Here is an 18847-nt window from a genome sequence, read left to right as displayed (position 1 = left end):
GCGACGGCTTTGTGACATGTTCAGGACGTGAGTGGCACAGTCGGGACCGTTCGCGGCTGTCAGGAGCGCAGGCGCAGCCCCCTCGGCGTGGCATGGAAGCCGGCCGCCTCCAGGGCCGGGCCCAGGGGGGAGGTCAGGGCCGCCGCCGCGTTGATCCGTTCCACCGTGAGCGCCGGGAGCGTGCCCGCGCGGGAGGCACCCGCCAGGGCGGCCGTGGCCGCCGTGAGCCGGGGGTCCTCCGGGGCGGGCCAGGCCAGCAGGGTCTTGCCGCCGCGCTCCAGGTACAGGACGAGCTCCCCGTCGACCAGGACCACCAGGGAGCCCGCCTTGCGGCCCGGCTTGTGGGTGGCCCCGGCCGGGGGCTCGGGCCAGGGCAGGGCAGCCCCGTACGCGTTCGCCGGGTCGGCGGCCGCCAGCACCACCGCCGCCAGCGGGGGCGGGGTCCGCTCGGCGGCCCGGAGCCGGTCCACCGCGCCGTCCATCGCGAACTGGGCCGCGCCCAGCCCCTCGACCACATAGCCCCGGCGGGCCTGGCCGCTGTCCTCGAAGGCCGACAGGACGCGGTAGACCGCGCTGAAGCCGCCCTCCACCCCTTCCGCGGCGACCGCCCCGCGGGTCACCACCCCGTGCCGGTCCAGCAGGGTGCGGGCCAGGGCATGGGCACGGTGCGTCGGGTCGGGGGCCGCGGCCGGCAGCAGGGACCAGCGCCCGGAGACCGTGGGCGGGCCGGTACGGGACACGGTCGCGCTGAGCGTGCCGTACCGGCCGCGGGGGACGGTGCGCCGGGCCCGGTGGGCCGTCGAGCCGGCCGTGCGGCCCGAACCGAGCAGGGAGCGCAACGGGGCCAGGGTGTCGTTGGTGAGCCGGCCCGACCAGGCCAGATCCCATACGGCCTCGGACAGGGCGACGTCGGACACCTCGGGGAACTCGCCGCGGATCGACTGCGCGATCTGCCGGAAGAACAGGCCGTACCCGCCCGCCAGCGACGCCAGGACCGCCTGGTGGAGGGGGCTCTGCTCCAGCGGGTGCGGCGGGGGCAGCAGCATCGGGGCCGCCTCGGCCAGGTAGAGCGAGATCCAGCCGTCCTTGCCCGGGAGCGCCCCGGCGCCCGCCCAGACCACCTCGCCCGCGGTGGTCAGTTCGTCCAGCAGGCCCGGGGAGTACCCGCTCACCCGCGACGGGAGGATCAGGCGTTCCAGCGCGGAGGCCGGGACCGGGGCGCCCTGCAGCTGTTCCACCGCCCGGGCCAGCCCGTCGAGGCCGCGCAGGGCTCCGCCCAGGTGCTGCCACTGGGGGAGGAAGGTGGCCAGCGAGGTCGGCGGCACCGGCTCCAGCTCCTGGCGGAGCGCGGCGAGGGAACGGCGGCGGAGCCTGCGCAGCACGGTCGCGTCGCACCACTCCTGGCCGATGCCCGCCGGGTGGAACTCGCCCTGCACCACACGGCCGGCCGCGGCCAGCCGGTGCAGGGCGCCCTCGGTCACCGCCGCGCCCAGGCCGAAGCGGGCGGCGACGGTGGCCGTGGTGAAGGGCCCGTGGGTGCGGGCGTACCGGGCCAGCAGATCCCCGAGCGGGTCCTTGACCGGCTCGGTGAACGCCTCCGGGACACCGACGGGCAGCGCCGTGCCCAGCGCGTCCCGCAGCCGGCCCGCGTCCTCGATCGCCGCCCAGTGGTCCGCACCGCCGATCCTGACCGGGATGGCGCGGCGGGCCGCGGCGAGCTCGCGGGCCCAGGCGGGATCCGCCCCGCGCGCGGTCAACTGGTCCTGCGTCAGCGGGCCCAGCAGACGCAGCAGGTCCGCCACCGACTCGGGATCCTTGGCCCGCCGGTCCTCCGTGAGCCACTGGAGCTCCCGCTCCAGCTCCTCCAGCACCTGCGCGTCGAGGAGTTCGCGCAGCTCCGCCTGGCCGAGCAGCTCGGCCAGCAGCCGGGAGTCCAGCGAGAGCGCGGCCGCCCTGCGCTCGGCCAGCGGCGAGTCCCCCTCGTAGAGGAACTGGGCCACGTACCCGAAGAGGAGCGAACGGGCGAAGGGTGAGGGCTCCGGCGTGGTGACCTCCACCATCCGTACGCGCCGCGCCTCGATGTCCCCCATCAGCTCGGTCAGGCCCGGCACGTCGAAGACGTCCTGGAGGCACTCCCGTACGGCTTCCAGCACGATCGGGAAGGAGCCGAACTCCGAGGCCACCTGGAGCAGCTGGGAGGCGCGCTGGCGCTGCTGCCACAGCGGGGTGCGCCGGCCGGGGCTCCGGCGAGGCAGCAGCAGGGCGCGGGCCGCGCACTCGCGGAACCGGGAGGCGAACAGCGCGGAGCCGCCGACCTGGTCGGTGACGATCTGGTTGATGTCACCGTGGTCGAAGGCGACGTCGGCCGCGCCCAGCGGGGCCTTCTCGTCGTCGAACTCGAACCCGTGCGCGGCGGCCGGGTCGTGGTCCAGGAGGTCCATGGACAGCAGGTCCGCGTCGGGCAGCCGCAGCACGATCCCGTCGTCCGCGTGCATCACCTGCGCGTCCATGCCGTACTTCTCGGCGAGGCGGGCGCCCAGCGCCAGCGCCCACGGGGCGTGCACCTGCGCGCCGAAAGGCGAGTGCACCACGACCCGCCAGTCGCCCAGTTCGTCGCGGAACCGCTCGACCACGATGGTCCGGTCGTCGGGCACGTGACCGCAGGCCTCGCGCTGTTCGGCGAGGTAGGCCAGCACGTTCTCGGCGGCCCAGGCGTCCAGGCCGGCCGCCAGCAGCCGCAGCCGGGCGTCCTCCTCGCCCATGCCGCCGAGCTCGCGCAGGAACGCGCCGACCGCACGGCCCAGTTCGAGCGGCCGGCCGAGCTGGTCGCCCTTCCAGAACGGCAGCCGGCCCGGGACCCCGGGGGCCGGGGTGACCAGGACCCGGTCGCGGGTGATGTCCTCGATCCGCCACGAGGTGGTGCCCAGGGTGAAGACGTCCCCGATGCGGGACTCGTAGACCATCTCCTCGTCGAGCTCCCCGACCCGGCCGCCGCCCTTCTTGGGGTCGGAGCCCGCCAGGAAGACACCGAACAGGCCGCGGTCGGGGATCGTGCCGCCCGAGGTGACCGCGAGGCGCTGGGCACCCGGCCGGCCCGTGACCGTCCCCGCCACCCTGTCCCACACCACGCGCGGCCGGAGCTCGGCGAACGCGTCCGACGGATAGCGCCCGGCCAGCATGTCCAGCACCGCCGTGAACGCCGACTCCGGCAGCGCCGCGAAGGGCGCCGCCCGCCGCACCAGGGCGAGCAGGTCGTCCAGCTGCCAGGTGTCCATCGCGACCATCGCGACCAGCTGCTGCGCCAGTACGTCGAGGGGGTTGGACGGCACCCGCAGCGACTCGATCGCCCCCGTGCGCATCCGCTCGGTGACCACCGCCGCCTGCACCAGGTCGCCGCGGTACTTGGGGAAGACCACCCCGGTGGAGACCGCGCCCACCTGGTGCCCGGCCCGGCCCACCCGCTGCAGCCCCGAGGCCACCGACGGCGGCGACTCCACCTGCACCACCAGGTCCACCGCGCCCATGTCGATGCCCAGCTCCAGGCTGGAGGTGGCGACCACGGCGGGCAGCCGGCCCGCCTTCAGGTCCTCCTCCACCAGCGCCCGCTGCTCCTTGGACACCGAACCGTGGTGCGCGCGGGCCAGCAGCGGCGGGGCGCCCAGGGCGGCGCCCGACTGGGCCATGATCTCGGCCGGGGGCTTGCCCTCCGGCAGCTTCTCGCCCAGAGCACGCTCGTACGCGATCTCGTTGAGCCGGTTGCACAACCGCTCGGCGAGCCGGCGGGAGTTGGCGAACACGATCGTCGAACGGTGCGCCTGCACCAGGTCGGCGATCCGCTCCTCCACATGCGGCCAGATCGACGGCTTGTCCCCGCCCTCCTTGCCCTCGGTCGCGGGAGAGCCGCCCAACTCGCCCATGTCCTGCACCGGGACGACCACCGACAGGTCGAACTCCTTGGCCGACGGCGGCTGGACGATCTCCACCTTGCCGCGCGGCGCCAGATACCGGGCCACCTCGTCCACCGGCCGGACCGTCGCCGACAGCCCGATCCGGCGGGCCGGGCGCGGCAGCAGCTCGTCCAGCCGCTCCAGGGAGAGGGCGAGATGGGCGCCGCGCTTGGTCCCCGCGACCGCGTGCACCTCGTCCAGGATCACCGTCTCGATCCCGGCCAGGGCCTCCCGGGCGGCCGAGGTCAGCATCAGGAACAGAGACTCGGGCGTGGTGATGAGGATGTCCGGCGGGCGGGTGGCCAGCGCCCGCCGCTCGGCGGGCGGGGTGTCGCCGGAGCGGATCCCGACCCGGATGTCCGGTTCGGGCAGCCCCAGACGGACCGACTCCTGGCGGATCCCGGTCAGCGGGCTGCGCAGATTGCGCTCCACGTCCACGGCCAGGGCCTTCAGGGGCGACACGTACAGCACGCGGCAGCGCTTCTTCGACTCGGCGGGCGGCGGGGTCGACGCGAGCCGGTCGAGGGCGGCGAGGAACGCGGCCAGGGTCTTGCCCGAGCCGGTGGGGGCCACCACCAGCACGTCCGAGCCCTCACCGATGGCCCGCCAGGCACCCTCCTGCGCGTCGGTGGGCGTGACGAAGGCCCCCGTGAACCACGAGCGGGTCGCGGGGGAGAACGAGTCGAGCGCAGCGCCTGCCATGCCCCCATCGTGCACCCGGCCACTGACAACGGGCCGGACCTGGGGAAACGTGAGCCGGCACGGGGGCGCAGAATGGGGGGATGGGGACGGACGAGGGCGCCGGGGGCCGCCGGGAGTGGGCACGGCACTGGCAGTACGCGGAACTGCCGGGGCTGGACCTGCTGCGCGCCCACTACGTACGCCACACCTTTCCGCGCCACGCCCACGACGGGTACGTCCTCGCGGCCGTCACCGGCGGCGTCGAGGAGGTAGGGCTGCCCGGCCACGTCGTGCACGCCGGCCCGGGCAGTGTGGTCCTGATCAACCCCGAGGTACCGCACACCGCGCGCGCCGGGGTGCCCGAGGGCTGGGCCTACGCCACCCTCTACCCCTCGCGCGACCTGATCGTCGAGGTCGCCGACGAGATCGGCATCCTGCGCGGCACCCCGGGCTTCACCACCGACATGGTCACCGACCCGCAGGGAGCCCGGGCGATCACCGAGATCCACCGGGCCGCCGAGGCGGGGAACGCGCTGGCCGCCGACACCCTGCTGCGGGGCCTGGTGGCACGGATGCTGACCCGGCACGCCGGACCGATGCCCGCCCGTACGCTCCGCGGCGCGGGCGGCGCCGACGCGGAGGCCGCCCGGGCCGTACTGCAGGAGCGGATGGCCGACCCGCCCTCGCTGGAACAGCTCGCCGCGGAGCTGGGCACGAGCCCCTTCGCGCTGCTGCGGGCCTTCCGGGAGCGGTACGGGATGCCGCCGCACACCTGGCTGACCGACGCCCGCGTCCGGCAGGCGCGCCGGCTCCTCGACGCGGGCACGGCGCCCGCGGAGGCGGCCGTCACCGTGGGCTTCACCGACCAGCCGCACCTGAACCGGCACTTCACCCGCATCGTGGGCGTCCCACCGGGCGCGTACCGGCGGGAGCGGGTGCTCTAGGAAGTCCCAGGGCGCCGGGCGGGGCGCAAGAACGTACAAGACCCATCCGGCGGGCACCCCGTAGTTTCGGAGCGTGCGAGAGAACCAGCTGGTCACAGAGCCAGAGATACGTGAGACACCCGCGCCCGACGAGCGGCCGCGCGCCGCCGTCGTACGCGACGCGCTCGGGGTCGGCGTTGCCGTCGGACTGTCCGGGTTCGCCTTCGGCGTGACCGCCGCCGGGGCCGGCGTCAGCACCCTGCAGGCCTGTGTGCTCAGCCTGCTCGTCTTCACCGGCGCCTCGCAGTTCGCCCTGGTCGGGGCGCTCGCGGCGGGCGGCAACCCGTTCACCGCCGCCGCCGGGGCCTTCTTCCTCGGGACCCGGAACGCCTTCTACGGACTGCGCCTGTCGCAGCTGCTCAAGCTGCCCCGCCCCGTGCGGCCCCTCGCCGCGCACTGGGTGATCGACGAGACCACCGCCGTCGCGCTGGCCCAGCCCGACCGGAAGTCGGCCCGGCTCGGCTTCACCGTCACCGGGCTCACCCTCTACGTGCTGTGGAACCTCACCACCCTGCTCGGCGCGCTCGGCGCCGAGGCCATCGGGGACACCAGGGCGTGGGGCCTGGACGCCGCCGGACCCGCCGTGTTCCTGGCGCTGCTGGCACCGATGCTGAAGACCTCCACCGAGCGGGCCGTGGCCGCCCTCGCGCTCGCACTCGGGCTCGGCTTCCTGCCCGTACTGCCCGCCGGGGTGCCCGTGCTGATCGCGGCCCTGGCCGCCCCCGTCGTGCTGTGGATGAAGGGACGCCGTTCGTGAACGTCTGGATCGCCATCGGCCTCACCGGCGTCGGCTGCTACGCCGTCAAGCTCGCCGGGCTGCTCGTCCCCGCCGGAGCCCTGGAACGGCCGCTCGTGCGCCGTCTGGCCGCCCTGCTGCCGGTCGCCCTGCTCGCCGCGCTCACCGCCCAGCAGACCTTCAGCACCGGGTCCGCCCTCGTCGTCGACGCCCGCGCCGCCGGACTCGCGGCCGCCGGGCTGGCGCTGCTGCTGCGCGCCCCGTTCCTGGTCGTCGTCGCGGCCGCCGTCGTCGTCACCGCGGGGGTACGGGCCCTGGGCGGCTGACCTCGGTGGGCAGGCGCCCGTACGCCCGCAGGGTGAGCAGGGCCTCCAGGGTGGCGATCGGCCGCCGCTCCAGCGAGCTGCCCGGAGCCCAGGCCCGCCGCCGCACCGGCCAGCCGCCGTCCGGCTGCTGCTCGGAGGCCAGGAAGTCCAGTGAGCGGCGCAGCTCCGCGTCGGTGAACCAGCCGCGGGCCAGCGACTCCGGCCGCCGGGCGAAGTCGTGCGGGTACAGCCGCTCGCCCGGTGCGTAGCCGGGGGCCTCCGGGTACTCCGCCCGCCGCACCGGATCGAGCACCACGAGCTTCTGCTCGCGCACCAGCCGGCCCAGCCGGTCGGCGGCCGCCGCCGCGCGGGCCCGGTCGGGGATGCCGTCGAGGAAGGCCACCGCGCTCTGGACCTCGTACGGGTGCGAGTGGCGCAGGTTCTCGACCCGGTCCCAGCAGAAGTCCGTGGCCCGGAAGAGCCAGGCGTGCCAGACCCGGTTGCGGTGCAGTACGCCGACGACCGGGCCCGTGGTCAGCAGCTCGCCCGGCGGGGCGTCGTGCATCGGGTGGTAGGGGGCCGCGGGATAGTCGCGGGGGGCCGGGAAGACCACCGGAAGCGCGCCGTCCGCGGTGGAGACCCCGGTCAGGTGGCGGCAGAGCCGCTCGATGCGCTGCCCGGCGCAGCGGCCCAGGCTGTCGAGCACGCGCAGCGCGTGCGCGGTGTGCAGGGGCTGGCTGAGCGGACCGCGGAGATCCGGATCGAGTGCGTGACCGTAGCCTCCGTCCGCGTTGAGATACGAACCGAGGGCCGTGTCCACCGGGTCGGCGTCCCCGCCGAGGAAATGGAACGCGAACCGCCGCTGCTCCAGCACGCGGGCCGTGAGCCAGATGAACCCCTCGGCGCGGGCCAGGGGGGTCTGCGGGGGCCGGGGGGTCTGCGGGGTGTGGGGGGTGTGGGGGGAAGGCTGGGTCTGCGAGGAAGCTTCGTCTCCGGGCATGCGTGCAACCTAGGACGCGGTGGTGCGGCGGGGAGGGCCGAACGCGGGCGGTGCACTCTCCCGGGGCGGGATACTGGGGGCATGCGGTTGACGATTTTCTGGGAACGGATGGCGGAGCACTTCGGCGCGGGCTATGCGGACTCCTTCGCGCGGGACCACGTCATGACGGAGCTGGGCGGACGGACCGTCCACCAGGCGCTGGACGCGGGCTGGGAGGCCAAGGACGTGTGGCGCGCGGTGTGTTCGGCGATGGACGTGCCGGCGTCGCTGCGCTGACCGGCGCACGGTTTCGCGGTGGCGGCCGCGGGTGGGACAGACTTGGCGCCGTGGCAGCCAGCGAAGAGACGACCGATCAGTCCGCCGACGAGCGGCGAGTGACACCGCCGGTGCAGGCGGAGGAGCCGGGATCGCCGGGTCAGCCGGGCGGGCCGGGCCGGCCGGGTCCGCCCGCGCCGCCGGCTCCACCGCCGACCGGTGCGGCCCCCGCCCCGGACGATGCGCGCATGCCGCGCTGGCTGCCGCGCGCCGTGATCCTCGTACTGGCCCTCGTGGCCTGTTTCCAGCTCGGCAGCTGGGCCTTCCACCAGCTGATAGGCCTCCTCGTCAACATCCTGATCGCGTTCTTCCTCGCGCTCGCGATCGAACCGGCGGTGGCCAGGATGGCGGCCGGCGGCATGCGCCGCGGGGTCGCCACCTTCGTGATGTTCCTCGCGGTGCTCGTCGTGACCGCCGGCTTCCTCGCGCTGCTCGGCTCGCTGCTCGCCGGGCAGATCGTCGCCATGGTCGAGGGCTTCCCGGGCTATCTCGACTCGGTGATCAAGGCGATCAACTCCACCTTCCACACCGAACTGTCACGGCTGGAGATCCAGGAGAGCGTGCTGCGCTCCGACTGGCTGCGCAAGTACGTGCAGAACAGCGCGTCCGGCGTGCTCGACGTCTCCGCCACCGTGCTCGGCGGACTCTTCAAGCTGCTGACGATCGGGCTGTTCTCCTTCTACTTCGCCGCCGACGGACCGCGGCTGCGGCGCGCGCTGTGCTCCGTACTGCCGCCCGCGAAGCAGGCCGAGGTGCTGCGCGCCTGGGAGATCGCCGTCGCCAAGACGGGCGGCTACCTCTACTCGCGCGGGCTGATGGCTCTGATCTCCGGTGTCGCGACGTACATCGTGCTGGCGGTCCTCGGGGTGCCGTACGCGCCCGCGCTCGCCGTGTGGGTGGGCCTGGTCTCGCAGTTCGTCCCCACCATCGGCACCTATCTCGCGGGCGCGCTGCCGGTCCTGCTCGCCTTCACCGTGGACCCCTGGTACGCGCTGTACGTACTGGGCTTCGTGGTGATCTACCAGCAGTTCGAGAACTACGTCCTGCAGCCGAAGCTGACCTCGAAGACCGTGGACATCCATCCGGCGGTGGCCTTCGGATCGGTCATCGCGGGCACCGCCCTGCTGGGCGCGGTCGGGGCGCTCATCGCGATCCCGGCCGTCGCCACGCTGCAGGCCTTCCTGGGCGCGTACGTCAAGCGCTACGAACTGACCCAGGACGCGGATTCCTCTACTTCTCGTCCGCGACGACGCGTACGACTGCCAAGGCTTCGCTGACGGTCGTCTCGACGGCGGCCTTGTCCAGACCGAGGCCGCTCAGCGGGCCCTCGCCGTTCTCCAGCTCCAGGAGCGCGAGCAGGACGTGCTCCGTGCCGACGAAGTCGTGGCCCAGGCGCAGGGCCTCGCGGAAGGTGAGCTCGAGGACCTTCTTCGCGGACGCGTCGAAGGGGACCAGGTCGGGGACCTCCGGCTGGGCCGGGGGCAGCAGGGCGCTCACCGCGGCGCGTACGTCGTCCGCCGCGACCCCCTGGGCGCGCAGGGCGTACCCGGCGAGGCCCTCGGGTTCGGCGAGGAGGCCCAGGACCAGGTGCTCGGTGCGGATCTCGGTGTTGCCGGCGGCGCGGGCCTCGTTCTGGGCGGTCATGACGACGTTGCGGGCGCGGGGGGTGAAGCGGCCGAAGCCCGCGTTCGGGTCGAGGCCGCCGGCGCCCTCCTTGTCCGCCTTGGGGACGAAGCGCTTCTGTGCCGCCTGGCGGGTGACGCCCATGCTGCGGCCGATGTCGGTCCAGGAGGCGCCGGAGCGGCGGGCCTGGTCGACGAAGTGGCCGATGAGGTGGTCCGCGACGTCCCCGAGGGCCTCTGCCGCGACGACGGCGCCGCTGAGCTGCTCCAGGGGGTCGGTGTGGACCTTGTTGATGGCCTCGATCAGGTCGTCGAGGCGTACCGGATTGGTCATGCGAACGGGTTCCACCGAAGGGTTCGTCATAGAGGCAACCCTAGGTTGACACCTCGATGAGTGTCAACCCTGGGTTGTCACTCGGGCGGGCTGTTCGTGGGCACGGGGCCGCGGTGCCATCCTGAGGAGGAGGGGCGAGACACGGAGGCCGCCATGGGGTTCTACGCCGAGCAGGCAGTGCCGCGGATCCTCAACGTCGCCTGCGGGGCCGGCACGGCCCGTCCGCTGCGCCGCCGGGTCTGCGCGGGGCTGGCGGGCGAGGTCGTGGAGATCGGCTTCGGCGCGGGGCACAACGCCCCCTTCTATCCGGAGGGCGTCACCGGCGTCTCGGCGGTCGAGCCGTCCGATGTCGCGTGGCGACTGGCCGCGGCGCGCGTACGTGGCGCCCGCGTCCCCGTCCGGCGGGCCGGCCTGGACGGCCAGTCGCTGCCCTTCGAGGACGGCGGTTTCGACTCCGCGCTGTCCACCTGGACGCTGTGCACCATCCCGGACGCCGTGGCCGCCCTGCGCGAGCTGCGCCGCGTGCTCAAGCCCGGCGGGACCCTGCACTTCGTCGAACACGGGCTCGCCCCGGAGGGCGACTGGCGCGTACGCCGCCTGCAGCGACGGCTGGAACCGCTGAACATGCGGCTCCTGGGCGGCTGCCACCTCACCCGCTCCGCCCCGGACCTGCTGGCGGCGGCGGGATTCGCGATCACCGCCCTCGACGTCTTCTACGAGGAGGGCGCGCCGAAGTTCCTGTGCGCCGAATCCCTCGGGACGGCGATCTCCCTCTGACCGGCGACCCGTCACGAAACCATCACGAGGGGCACGGGCCCGGAGCGCCCCTGGCAGCATCGGTCGGACCGATCCAGGGGGGTTCCAGGTTCCATGAGATTCCGTGTGCGTGTCCCCGCAGCGACCCGCGTAGCAGCCGTCGTCACCGTCGCAGCCGCCTCGCTGTTGCTCGGAGGCTGTTCCCAGACCCCGGCCGAGCGGCTGGAGGAGTGGTACGGCTCGGGAGGCGAGGCCCAGATCAGGAAACTGAACGAGGACGCCGGCCGGGTCAACGAGGTGAGCATGCGCACGATCGACGTCCAGGGACCCGCCTGCCAGGACCTGCTCGCCCAGACCGCCAAGGCCGAGAAGCTCGACCCGATCCCGGACGAAGCCGCGCAGCGGTATTGGAAGGAGGCCCTCGGCGGATTCAGGCGGGGGGCGGGCGAATGCGCCGACGGGGCCGCGAAGAAGGACGGGGGCCAGGTCTCCCGGGGCATCACGGCGGTCCAGACGGAAGGCCTCCCCAAGCTGGTGAGCACGGTCTCGATGATCAAGGCGGGCCTGGCGGCGACCAAGTGACCTGAACGGGCCTGATGTCAGCGGCGGTTGCTAGCTTCCGTTCCGTTGCCGGTACCGGACGGAGAGGCGGGGGCGTTGTCGTGGGTGCGTCGGGGTGGGAGTACTACGTTCCTTATCAAGAAGATCTCGGAGCCGCGTTGGACGCCCTGAGACAGCAGGTCTTCGACAGGCAGGACTACTACTGGGTCCCTGAGGACGAGGACGAGGGGGACGGTGCCACGGCCTGGCCCTCGACGTTCGACCAGCTGTGGAAGGACGAACGGGTTCAGGAGGAGGGGACGCACTCCATCCTCGACATGTGGCGGATCGTGCGACCCGGCGAGGACCCCGACTACGGCACCGTGCAGCCCGTTCAGCCTGCCGAGGCCCAGCGCGTGGCGGGTACCGACCGCCTCACGCGGGCCCACGTCCCCGACATCGATCCGCTTGCCGATCGAAGGTGGTTCGGCAGATGCGCGGTCCTGCACGACGCCCACGGCAGGCCGGAGGAGGTCTACTTCTGGGGCTTCTCCGGCGACTGACGGACGGCCTCTTCCCCTTGGGCGGCCGCGCCTCCTCTCCTGGCGTCGAGACCCCCGCCGGGAATGCCTCGCACGGTAATCGTGTCGATCCCCGTGCGGGCTGCTGCCTACGCTGCTCGCATGGCTCATGCGAAGACCTCCTACGTCTGCCTGCCCTGTCGGGCCTCGTACAAGCAGCCCTACGACAGGGACCGGGAGCGGATCTGCCCGCGGTGTGCGGGGGCCCTGGTCCATGTGGGCTCGGCGTTCGCCGCACCCCCGCGCCGGGACACCGCGGGATGGCGGACCCTCGCCGTGCTGCTGAACGCGGGCGTGCGGTTCCACAAGAGCTGCTGCGGCGGGCCGGGCTACCGGCCGCGCACCCTGCACGAGGTGCGCGAGCGGATGGCGTACGCGCGGCGGACCGGCACGCCGTTCGCGCAGGCGCTCGTCCTGCGAGACCTGCCGTGACCGGGCACGACACCCTGGCGCGGCTCGTGACACCGCCGACCGCGCCCGTCGAGGCCCGTGGCGACTGGACCGCGGCCGAGACCGCGCTCGGGGTACGGCTGCCCGACGACTACAAGTGGCTGGTCGCCACCTACGGATGGGGGGAGTTCTGCGATCTCCTCTACCTCCACACACCCTTCGGTGCGAACCGGTACAACCGCGTCGAGTGGCAGAGCGCGCATCCGACGGAATCGCCGGAGCGTGACCGCGAGCGCTACCCGTACCCGCTGCACCCCGCGCCGGGCGGGCTGCTGATCTGGGGCACCACCATGGACGCCGACCGGCTCTGCTGGCTCACCGACGGGGAGCCCGAGGAGTGGCCCGTGGTGGTGTGGAGCAGCGAGGGCTGGTACGAGACCCACCGCACGGGCGCGGCCGGGTTCTTCGAGGGCTGGGTCCGCGGCCGCGTCCACTCCCGCCTGCTCGGCGCGATGGATCCGGACCTGGCGCCCTGGTTCAACACCTTCCGGCCCCGCGTCGACCGGTGCCTGGTCCTGTCCGAGGGGCCCCTGTCCCATGACGAGCGCCTGAGCCGCCTGCGTACGGCGCTGGCCCCCACCACGGACCGCGGCTCGTGGCGCTCGGAGCGCGACGGGAGCGGACAGGACCACTTCGCGACCCTCGACGCCGACTGGTTGCTCACCTACGACACCCCCCACCCGCACCGGATCCGGATCGCCTTCCCGGCCGAGGACACGGAGCGCGTCCGTCACCGGCTCTTCGCCGCCGCCGAGCTCATGGAGTGCCGGGTGCTGGAGGTCACGACCGCGGCGGGGACCCCGCTGGAAACCTGGGGCGCGGTCACGGACGAGGACGAGTAGCTCGGCGCCCGCGGGATCCTCGCAGGTGGGGGAGGGGTGGGCGTGGCGCGCTTGACAGGGAAATCGAACATCCATTCTGATGAGTTATCCACAGCCGAAACGCTCGTGGAGGCGCATTGTCAGTGGCAGGCATTAGCGTCAGTGACGTGAAGCGATCGACTCAAGCAAACCGGGTGGAACCCATGGCAGGCACCGACCGCGAGAAGGCTCTCGACGCCGCTCTCGCACAGATTGAACGGCAATTCGGCAAGGGTGCGGTCATGCGCCTCGGCGACAAGCCGAACGACCCCATCGAGGTCATCCCCACCGGGTCGACCGCGCTGGACATCGCCCTCGGCGTCGGCGGGCTGCCCCGCGGCCGTGTGATCGAGGTGTACGGCCCGGAGTCCTCCGGTAAGACGACCCTGACCCTGCACGCCGTGGCCAACGCACAGAAGGCCGGCGGCACCGTCGCCTTCGTGGACGCCGAGCACGCGCTCGACCCCGAGTACGCGAAGGCCCTCGGCGTCGACACCGACAACCTCATCCTGTCGCAGCCGGACACCGGCGAGCAGGCACTGGAGATCGTGGACATGCTGGTCCGCTCCGGTGCCCTCGACCTGATCGTCATCGACTCCGTGGCGGCCCTCGTGCCGCGCGCGGAGATCGAGGGTGAGATGGGCGACTCGCACGTCGGTCTCCAGGCCCGGCTGATGAGCCAGGCGCTCCGGAAGATCACCGGTGCGCTCAACCAGTCCAAGACCACCGCGATCTTCATCAACCAGCTCCGCGAGAAGATCGGTGTGATGTTCGGCTCGCCCGAGACCACCACCGGTGGTCGCGCGCTGAAGTTCTACGCCTCCGTGCGCCTCGACATCCGTCGCATCGAGACCCTCAAGGACGGCACGGACGCGGTCGGTAACCGCACCCGCGTCAAGGTCGTCAAGAACAAGGTCGCGCCCCCGTTCAAGCAGGCCGAGTTCGACATCCTCTACGGCCAGGGCATCAGCCGCGAGGGCGGCCTGATCGACATGGGCGTGGAGCACGGCTTCGTGCGCAAGGCCGGCGCCTGGTACACGTACGAGGGCGACCAGCTCGGCCAGGGCAAGGAGAACGCCCGCAACTTCCTGAAGGACAACCCCGACCTCGCCAACGAGATCGAGCGGAAGATCAAGGAGAAGCTGGGCGTGGGTGTCCGCAAGGACGCCGCCGCCGAAGCCGGTACGGACGCGGCCGACGCCGCGGCCACCGCCGTGCCCGCCCCGGCATCGAAGGCCAAGACGACGGCCAAGGCCGCCGTGGCCAAGAGCTGACCCGTGCGGGAGCAGGAAGGGGGCGGCGAGCGCCGAGGCGGCCGTGAGGGCCGTTCGGAGCTGCCGCCCCAGAGCCCCGAGGAGCAGGCGCGGGCGATCTGTCTGCGCCTGCTCACCGGGAGCCCGCGTACCCGGCGCCAGCTCGCGGACGCCCTGCACAAGCGGGGCATCCCCGAGGAGGTGTCGCAGCAGGTCCTCTCCCGGTACGAGGAGGTGGGCCTGATCGACGACGCGGCCTTCGCCGGTGCCTGGGTCGAGTCCCGGCACCGAGGCAGGGGCCTGGCCCGCCGGGCACTGGCCCAGGAGCTCCGGACCAAGGGGGTGCACGCCACCCTCGTGGAGGAGGCCCTGGAGCTGCTGGACTCCGACCAGGAGGAGCAGACCGCCCGGGAGCTCGTGGAGCGCAAGCTCCGCTCCACCCGGGGCCTGGAGCGGGACAAGCGGATCCGGCGCCTCGCCGGGATGCTCGCCCGCAAGGGATACCCGGAGGGCATGGCCCTGCGGGTCGTGCGCCGCGCCCTGGAGACGGAGGGCGAGGACGCCGACGACCTCGGGTACCCGGGGGAGTGAGCCGGCAGGCCCGGGGTGGGGGTAGCCCCCGGGACCGGACGCCGGGGCACGCCAGTGTCAGGCGCCGGGGACGGCGGCAGAGTTGGCCGCATGATGCTGCGTTACGCCCTTCAGACCGTCAGGGACCGCAAGGCCGGTTTCCTCGGCGCCTTCGTCGCACTTCTGTGTGCAGCCGCCCTCGTCACCGCCTGCGGCACGCTCCTGGAAACGGGACTCCGCGGAAAGATCGGCACCGAGCGCTACGCGGCCACGCCGATCCTCGTCTCCGCCGACCAGAACGTCCACGAGACCACGGTCAAGGAGAAGAAGGGCGGACGGACCAAGACCAAGCACAAGGCCAAGCCCGTCGCCGAGCGGGCCTGGCTCCCCGCCGCCACCGTGGACACGGTCCGCGCCGTGCCCGGCGTCGAACGGGCCGTTCCCGAGCTCACCTTCCAGGCCGTCCCCCTGCTCAAGGCCCCCGGCGGGCCGGTGCCCTCGTACGGGCACGCCTGGACCTCCGCCGCACTGACCCCCTTCACCCTCTCCGAGGGCCGCGCCCCGCAGAGCGGCGGCGAGGTCGTCGTCGACCGTGCGCTGGCCGCCCGCGCCGGGCTGAAGCCCGGCTCCGAGCTCGCCGTGCAGTCCACCGGTGAACCCAGGACGTACCGGGTCAGCGGGGTCGCGACGACGGACCGGGGCGGCCTCGTCCAGCAGAGCGCGCTCTTCTTCAGCGACGACGAGGCCCAGCGGCTCGCCGCCCGCGACGGCCAGGTCAGCGCCATCGGAGTGCTGCCCGCACCCGGTGTCGGCGCCGCCGAGCTCGCCGCCCGGGTCGAACGGGCGCTGCAGGGCACCACCGCGCAGGTCGCCACCGGCGACGAGCGCGGCCCCGTCGAATTCCTCGACGCCGCCGGAGCCCGCATCAAGCTCGTCTCCATGGGCGGCGCCATGGGCGGCACCTCGCTGCTCGTCGCGATCCTCGTGGTCGTCGGCACGTTCGCGCTCTCCGTCCAGCAGCGCTACCGCGAACTCGCCCTGCTGCGGGCCATCGCCGCCACCCCGGGGCAGCTACGGCGCATGATCGGCCGGGAAGCGCTGCTCGTCGGCCTGGCCGCCGGTGTCGCCGGAGCGCTCGCCGGGCTGCCGCTCGCCGCCTGGCTGCACGGCCGGTTCGTCGAGAGCGGTGTCGTCCCCGTCACCCTGGAGCGCACCGCAGGCATCTTCCCGATGTTCGCGGCGGTCGCCGCCAGCCTGCTCGGAGCCTGGGCGGCCGCCCGGATCACCGGCCGCAGGATCGCCCGGATCCGCCCCGCCGAGGCGCTCGCCGAAGCCGCCGTCGAGCGGCGGCGGCCCGGCTGGATCCGCAGCGGGCTCGGGGTGCTGCTGCTGGCGGGCGGGGCGGTGCTGGTCGTCGTGCTCGGTTCGCTGCGCACCGAGCCGGCCTCCACCCCGGTCACCTTCCTCGCCGTGGTGGTCCTGGCCGGGGCGGTCTCGCTGCTCGGCCCGCTGCTCGTACGCGGCGCCACCGCGCTGCTCGCAGGACCGCTGCGGCTGGCCGGCCCGGGCGGCCACCTGGCCACCGCCAACCTGCGCGGGAACGCCACGCGCATGGCCTCCGCCGTCACCCCGCTCGCGCTGCTGATCGGCATGACCTGCACCGTGCTCTTCATCACCCCGACGCTCGGGGACGCCGCCCGGGCCCAGGCCCGCGACGGGATCCGGGCCCAGTGGGTACTGGCCGCGCAGGGTCCCGGGGTCACGCGGGAGGCCGCCGAGCGGATCCGGCGTACCCCGGGGGTCACGGCGGCCACCGAGATCGTGCACACGTCGGTACGGGTGGGGCTGACCAAGTACGCCGCGCAGGGCGTGACCCCGGCCGGACTGTCCCGGACCTGGGACCCCGAGGTCACCGGCGGAAGCCTGGACGGCTTCGGCGAGGGGAGCGCGGCGGTCAGCGAACTCGCCGCCGACCAGCTGGGGCTGAAGCCGGGAAGCCCGCTGAAGCTGACGCTGGGGGACGGAACCCCGGTCACGCTGACGGTCTCCGCCGTGTACGCGCGGGGGCTCGGCTTCGGCGATCTGACGCTGCCGCACGGGCTGGTGGCCGCGCACGCGGACAATCCGCTGGCCGGCGGTGTGCTGGTGGCGGCGGAACCGGGTTCGGGGACCGGACGGGAGCAACTGGCCGCAGCAGTACGGGAGTTCCCGGGCGTACGGGTGCTGTCCGCGGCGGACGCCGACGCGGCACGGGCGGAGCGGCAGGACGCCGGGGCGGAGATCAACCTGCTGGCGATGGGGCTGGTGCTGGCGTTCACCGCGATCGCGGTGGTGAACACGCTCGCGATGTCGACCGCCGAGCGGTTCCGGGAGTTCGCGATGCTGCGGCTGGCCGGGGCGAAGCGCCGGCAGGTGCTGCGGATGCTGCGGACGGAGGCGCTGGCGGTGGTCCTGATCGGGACGGCGCTGGGGTCGGGGATCGCGCTGGCGGTACTGACCGCGTTCAGCGTGGGCATGACGGGGGCGGCGGCGCCCGCGGTGCTGCCGGTGGCCTACGCGGCGGTGGTGGGGGTGGCCGGCGTGCTCGCCCTGGTGGCCACCGCCCTCCCGGGCCGGGTGGCGTTGCGGGTCCCGCCGGTGGACGTCGCCACGGCGAAGGCGTAGCCCCCGGAAACGCTGCCTGTGCGGCGCCGTTGCCGGGGGCGCTGCCCCCGGACCCCCGCGCCTCAATCGCCGGCGAGGCTGGATCTTCCAGCCCGTCCGGCGTTTGAGGACCGGGTCCGGGCGGAGCCCGGGGAGTTTCAGGCGGGTGCGATCGGGAGGCCGGCGGACTTCCATGCCTGGAAGCCGCCGGTCAGGTCCGTCGCGCGGTGCAGGCCCAGGGCGTGGAGCGAGGCCGCGGCGAGGCTGGACGCGTAGCCCTCGTTGCAGATCACCACCACCTGGACGTCGTGGCTCGTGGCCTCGGGGAGGCGGTGGCTGCCACGGGGGTCCAGGCGCCACTCCAGCTCGTTGCGCTCGACCACCAGCGCGCCCGGGATCAGCCCGTCCCGCTCGCGCAGCGCCTGGTAGCGGATGTCCACCAGCAGGGCCCCGGCGCGGGAGGCGGCGTACGCCTCCCGCGCGTCCACGCGGGTGTAGCCCGCGCGGACCCGCTCCAGCAGCTCGTCGATGCCGACCGGGGCGCTCACTGCCAGTCCGCCGGACGCTCGACGTGCTCCAGGCTGAGCACCGGGCCGCTGCGGCTGTAGCGGCGGATCAGCGGGAGCGGCGGGTAGTAGGCGTGCACGGAGATCGCGTGCTCGGCCTGCGAATCGTTGAAGACCTCGTGCACGTGGTGTTCCCGGAAGGCGCGCCCCGAGCCCGCGGCCAGTGTGCGGCGGCGGTCGACGTCCGGGGCCAGTTCCAGGGACTTCCAGCCCTCCGAGGGCAGACGCACGGTCAGCGAGTGCTCGGTGAGCCGGCCCCGGGCGGTGGCGAACGCGCCCCGCGATTCGGCGTGGTCGTGCCAGCCGGTGCCGGTGCCCGGCGGCCAGCCGATCAGCCACGCCTCGCTGCCGCCCGGCCCGTCCAGCCGGATCCAGGTGCGGCCCTCGGGATCGAGGGGCAGCGAGGCCACGACCGTGGGGTCGGCCGCTGTGCGGAGGGCGAAGTCGAGGAGCTCGGCGGCCGTGGGGCCCCCGGCCGCGGAGCCGGACTCCGGGGCGTACGAGGGTGCGGATACGGGTGCAGACATGAAAGAGGACCGTTCCTGGGTTCGCGGAGGTGCGCGCAGGCCGGTGGACGGCACGGGGCGCGCGGAGGGAAGGGCGAATCAGCAGGAAGGGCGACACACGCAGCCCGCGTAGCGGAGCAGGTCCATATGGACCCTCCGCCACAGGCGTACGTCGTTGCCGGTCATTCCGCGAGTGAAC

19 protein-coding genes are annotated in these 18847 nt (G+C 73.7%); 13 read left to right on the top strand and 6 right to left on the bottom strand.

Annotated features, from left to right (window positions below; all coding sequences use genetic code 11):
* Nucleotides 1-59: 59 nt before the first annotated feature.
* Nucleotides 60-4649: an ATP-dependent helicase gene (locus KO717_RS09910; RefSeq protein WP_301366025.1), complete on the bottom strand. Its 4590-nt coding sequence runs from the start codon at nucleotides 4647-4649 to the stop codon at nucleotides 60-62.
* Nucleotides 4650-4729: 80 nt separating this feature from the next.
* Here KO717_RS09910 and KO717_RS09905 point away from each other — a divergent pair, with 80 nt between their 5' ends.
* The 3 genes from KO717_RS09905 (at nucleotide 4730) to KO717_RS09895 (ending at nucleotide 6673) form a co-directional block, all read left to right on the top strand.
* Nucleotides 4730-5572, top strand: coding sequence for a helix-turn-helix transcriptional regulator (locus tag KO717_RS09905; RefSeq protein ID WP_301366024.1), 843 nt, complete (start codon nucleotides 4730-4732; stop codon nucleotides 5570-5572).
* A 106-nt stretch (nucleotides 5573-5678) separates the two neighbouring features.
* A complete protein-coding gene (locus tag KO717_RS09900; protein ID WP_301374448.1) occupies nucleotides 5679-6368 on the top strand; it encodes an AzlC family ABC transporter permease in 690 nt (229 codons plus the stop codon).
* Entirely contained in the window at nucleotides 6365-6673 is a 309-nt protein-coding gene (locus KO717_RS09895; protein WP_301366023.1) for an AzlD domain-containing protein, read from the top strand. Before KO717_RS09900 ends, KO717_RS09895 begins: the two co-directional genes overlap by 4 nt.
* Here the strand turns inward: KO717_RS09895 and KO717_RS09890 are convergent.
* The gene (locus KO717_RS09890; RefSeq protein WP_301366021.1) at nucleotides 6642-7652 is read right to left on the bottom strand and encodes a hypothetical protein; all 1011 of its coding nucleotides are present in this window, start codon (nucleotides 7650-7652) and stop codon (nucleotides 6642-6644) included. The two genes, KO717_RS09895 and KO717_RS09890, sit on opposite strands and share 32 nt — an antisense overlap.
* Nucleotides 7653-7733: 81 nt before the next feature.
* On the opposite strand from KO717_RS09890, the gene KO717_RS09885 reads away from it, so the two are divergent.
* Both KO717_RS09885 and KO717_RS09880 read left to right on the top strand, forming a co-directional pair.
* On the top strand, nucleotides 7734-7928 hold the full coding sequence (locus KO717_RS09885) for a DUF3046 domain-containing protein (protein ID WP_030154244.1): 195 nt from the start codon (nucleotides 7734-7736) through the stop codon (nucleotides 7926-7928).
* A gap of 50 nt (nucleotides 7929-7978) precedes the next feature.
* Nucleotides 7979-9244 carry an AI-2E family transporter gene (locus KO717_RS09880; protein ID WP_301366017.1) on the top strand — a complete coding sequence of 422 codons (1266 nt, stop codon included), beginning with the start codon at nucleotides 7979-7981 and terminating at the stop codon, nucleotides 9242-9244.
* Here the strand turns inward: KO717_RS09880 and KO717_RS09875 are convergent.
* Nucleotides 9198-9953, bottom strand: a complete 756-nt coding sequence (locus tag KO717_RS09875; RefSeq protein ID WP_301366015.1) for a Clp protease N-terminal domain-containing protein — start codon at nucleotides 9951-9953, stop codon at nucleotides 9198-9200. The genes KO717_RS09880 and KO717_RS09875 overlap by 47 nt on opposite strands.
* A 123-nt stretch (nucleotides 9954-10076) precedes the next feature.
* Here KO717_RS09875 and KO717_RS09870 point away from each other — a divergent pair, with 123 nt between their 5' ends.
* The 8 genes from KO717_RS09870 to KO717_RS09835 all read left to right on the top strand — a co-directional run bounded on the left by KO717_RS09870 (nucleotide 10077) and on the right by KO717_RS09835 (nucleotide 17597).
* Complete coding sequence (locus tag KO717_RS09870; RefSeq protein ID WP_301366013.1) at nucleotides 10077-10700, top strand: class I SAM-dependent methyltransferase; 624 nt, start codon at nucleotides 10077-10079, stop codon at nucleotides 10698-10700.
* 105 nt (nucleotides 10701-10805) lie between these two features.
* The gene (locus KO717_RS09865) at nucleotides 10806-11261 is read left to right on the top strand and encodes a hypothetical protein (RefSeq protein ID WP_301366011.1); all 456 of its coding nucleotides are present in this window, start codon (nucleotides 10806-10808) and stop codon (nucleotides 11259-11261) included.
* A gap of 137 nt (nucleotides 11262-11398) precedes the next feature.
* Nucleotides 11399-11782, top strand: coding sequence for a hypothetical protein (locus KO717_RS09860; RefSeq protein ID WP_301366010.1), 384 nt, complete (start codon nucleotides 11399-11401; stop codon nucleotides 11780-11782).
* 120 nt (nucleotides 11783-11902) lie between these two features.
* Complete coding sequence (locus KO717_RS09855; protein ID WP_301366008.1) at nucleotides 11903-12232, top strand: deoxyxylulose-5-phosphate synthase; 330 nt, start codon at nucleotides 11903-11905, stop codon at nucleotides 12230-12232.
* Nucleotides 12229-13092, top strand: a complete 864-nt coding sequence (locus KO717_RS09850) for an SMI1/KNR4 family protein (RefSeq protein ID WP_301366007.1) — start codon at nucleotides 12229-12231, stop codon at nucleotides 13090-13092. The genes KO717_RS09855 and KO717_RS09850 overlap by 4 nt, the downstream gene beginning before the upstream one ends.
* A 182-nt stretch (nucleotides 13093-13274) precedes the next feature.
* The gene (recA, locus tag KO717_RS09845) at nucleotides 13275-14384 is read left to right on the top strand and encodes a recombinase RecA (RefSeq protein ID WP_301366006.1); all 1110 of its coding nucleotides are present in this window, start codon (nucleotides 13275-13277) and stop codon (nucleotides 14382-14384) included.
* Nucleotides 14385-14387: 3 nt separating this feature from the next.
* Nucleotides 14388-14954: a recombination regulator RecX gene (gene recX / locus KO717_RS09840; protein WP_301366004.1), complete on the top strand. Its 567-nt coding sequence runs from the start codon at nucleotides 14388-14390 to the stop codon at nucleotides 14952-14954.
* 90 nt (nucleotides 14955-15044) lie between these two features.
* Entirely contained in the window at nucleotides 15045-17597 is a 2553-nt protein-coding gene (locus KO717_RS09835; RefSeq protein WP_301366003.1) for an FtsX-like permease family protein, read from the top strand.
* A 137-nt stretch (nucleotides 17598-17734) separates the two neighbouring features.
* On the opposite strand, the gene KO717_RS09830 is transcribed toward KO717_RS09835, so the two are convergent.
* From KO717_RS09830 to KO717_RS37475, 3 genes are all read right to left on the bottom strand, one after another.
* A complete protein-coding gene (locus KO717_RS09830) occupies nucleotides 17735-18124 on the bottom strand; it encodes a rhodanese-like domain-containing protein (RefSeq protein WP_437184487.1) in 390 nt (129 codons plus the stop codon).
* On the bottom strand, nucleotides 18121-18669 hold the full coding sequence (locus KO717_RS09825) for a cysteine dioxygenase (RefSeq protein ID WP_301366001.1): 549 nt from the start codon (nucleotides 18667-18669) through the stop codon (nucleotides 18121-18123). The genes KO717_RS09830 and KO717_RS09825 overlap by 4 nt, the downstream gene beginning before the upstream one ends.
* Nucleotides 18670-18747: 78 nt before the next feature.
* A complete protein-coding gene (locus KO717_RS37475; protein ID WP_311318651.1) occupies nucleotides 18748-18834 on the bottom strand; it encodes a putative leader peptide in 87 nt (28 codons plus the stop codon).
* Nucleotides 18835-18847 lie beyond the last annotated feature (13 nt).

It is taken from the genome of Streptomyces xanthophaeus (genome assembly GCF_030440515.1).
Lineage (GTDB): Bacteria > Actinomycetota > Actinomycetes > Streptomycetales > Streptomycetaceae > Streptomyces > Streptomyces kutzneri.
Note: the sequence above shows the minus strand (reverse complement) of the source record. Positions and strands in the feature narration are given on the sequence as shown.

Bases quoted from the DNA above. Each gene is read 5' to 3' on its own strand.
- KO717_RS09910 (WP_301366025.1), bottom strand. From the start codon at position 4,649: ATGGCAGGCGCTGCGCTCGACTCGTTCTCCCCCGCGACCCGCTCGTGG.
- KO717_RS09905 (WP_301366024.1), top strand. From the start codon at position 4,730: ATGGGGACGGACGAGGGCGCCGGGGGCCGCCGGGAGTGGGCACGGCAC.
- KO717_RS09890 (WP_301366021.1), bottom strand. From the start codon at position 7,652: ATGCCCGGAGACGAAGCTTCCTCGCAGACCCAGCCTTCCCCCCACACC.
- KO717_RS09885 (WP_030154244.1), top strand. From the start codon at position 7,734: ATGCGGTTGACGATTTTCTGGGAACGGATGGCGGAGCACTTCGGCGCG.
- KO717_RS09875 (WP_301366015.1), bottom strand. From the start codon at position 9,953: ATGACGAACCCTTCGGTGGAACCCGTTCGCATGACCAATCCGGTACGC.
- KO717_RS09870 (WP_301366013.1), top strand. From the start codon at position 10,077: ATGGGGTTCTACGCCGAGCAGGCAGTGCCGCGGATCCTCAACGTCGCC.
- KO717_RS09855 (WP_301366008.1), top strand. From the start codon at position 11,903: ATGGCTCATGCGAAGACCTCCTACGTCTGCCTGCCCTGTCGGGCCTCG.
- recA (WP_301366006.1), top strand. From the start codon at position 13,275: ATGGCAGGCACCGACCGCGAGAAGGCTCTCGACGCCGCTCTCGCACAG.
- KO717_RS09835 (WP_301366003.1), top strand. From the start codon at position 15,045: ATGATGCTGCGTTACGCCCTTCAGACCGTCAGGGACCGCAAGGCCGGT.
- KO717_RS09825 (WP_301366001.1), bottom strand. From the start codon at position 18,669: ATGTCTGCACCCGTATCCGCACCCTCGTACGCCCCGGAGTCCGGCTCC.
- KO717_RS37475 (WP_311318651.1), bottom strand. From the start codon at position 18,834: ATGACCGGCAACGACGTACGCCTGTGGCGGAGGGTCCATATGGACCTG.